This window comes from Streptomyces sp. NPDC127084 (genome assembly GCF_042724175.1).
Lineage (GTDB): Bacteria > Actinomycetota > Actinomycetes > Streptomycetales > Streptomycetaceae > Streptomyces.
In genome coordinates, this window is sequence record NZ_JBHXFA010000285.1 from 3,194 (window position 1) to 4,121 (window position 928).

At 70.8% G+C, this 928-nt stretch carries 1 pseudogene; it reads left to right on the top strand.

Features of this window, described 5'->3' with window-relative positions:
• Positions 1 to 453: 453 nt before the first annotated feature.
• Positions 454 to 928, top strand: a pseudogene (locus tag ACFWI9_RS33180) (hypothetical protein); the annotation flags it as partial.

Here is a 928-nt window from a genome sequence, read left to right on the forward strand (position 1 = left end):
GGTACTGGTCGGGGTCAACACCCTTATCGCACACCGCCGATCCCCCCCCGAGGCCGGCCGAGTACCCAGCAAACAGGCCCCCCCCCCGCCCCCCCACCCCACAACCCGCCCCCCCCCCCGCCCCCCCCACCCACCCCCCCCCGATCGACTCTCTCGGCTACCAACCTGAGTCGTGTCCGGTGAGGTGACCTCGCCGGGGGTGAAGCCCGTGGGCCCGAAGGGCCCGCGTGGTCACCTATACCCAGAGTATGCGCAGGAGATTGCGCAACGCCACTACTCCGGGGATCCCGCTAGGTCACACACGCTGGTCATGGCTCCCTCACCTGGGGAGATGACCCCTTTGCGTCGCCTGTTCTACCGTCCGCCGACCGCGCGGACTCTCTCACGCCCACCGGCCGTGCCGCTGGTGGCCGTTCCGGCAGCCGCCGGCCACCAGCGGGTGGGGGTGGCTCAGTGATCCAGCACATGAACCTCGTGTTCCAGGCCGACGGCCTGAGCGTTGGCGAGGGCGCGTTCTTGATGGCCTGCTGCAACCACACGGACGCCAAGGGCTACGTGATCGCCTCCATGCAGCAGTTGGCCGACGAGGCGCACATGAAGATGACCGCCGCCAAGGCGAACAAGCAGCGGCTGATCCAGTGCGGTCTGCTGGCAGCGGGCGAACGGTACAGCCCGAAGAACGGTGCTCGGATCGCGGACCTGTACCGGGTGAACCTGGACCTGCTCGCCAGCATGAAGCGCGCCCGCACCGACTACGGGCCGACCCTCGTGGAAGAGCTGACCTTCAGCGCCTCCCAGGAAAACACCAGGTCAGACCCCCCGTCGGATTCCGACCCCCGACGACCCGAGGTGTGGCGGACCACCCCCCCCAGGCGGGGGGGGGGGGGGCGCGGGGGGCGGGGGGGCGCGCGCGGGGGGGGCGGGGAGG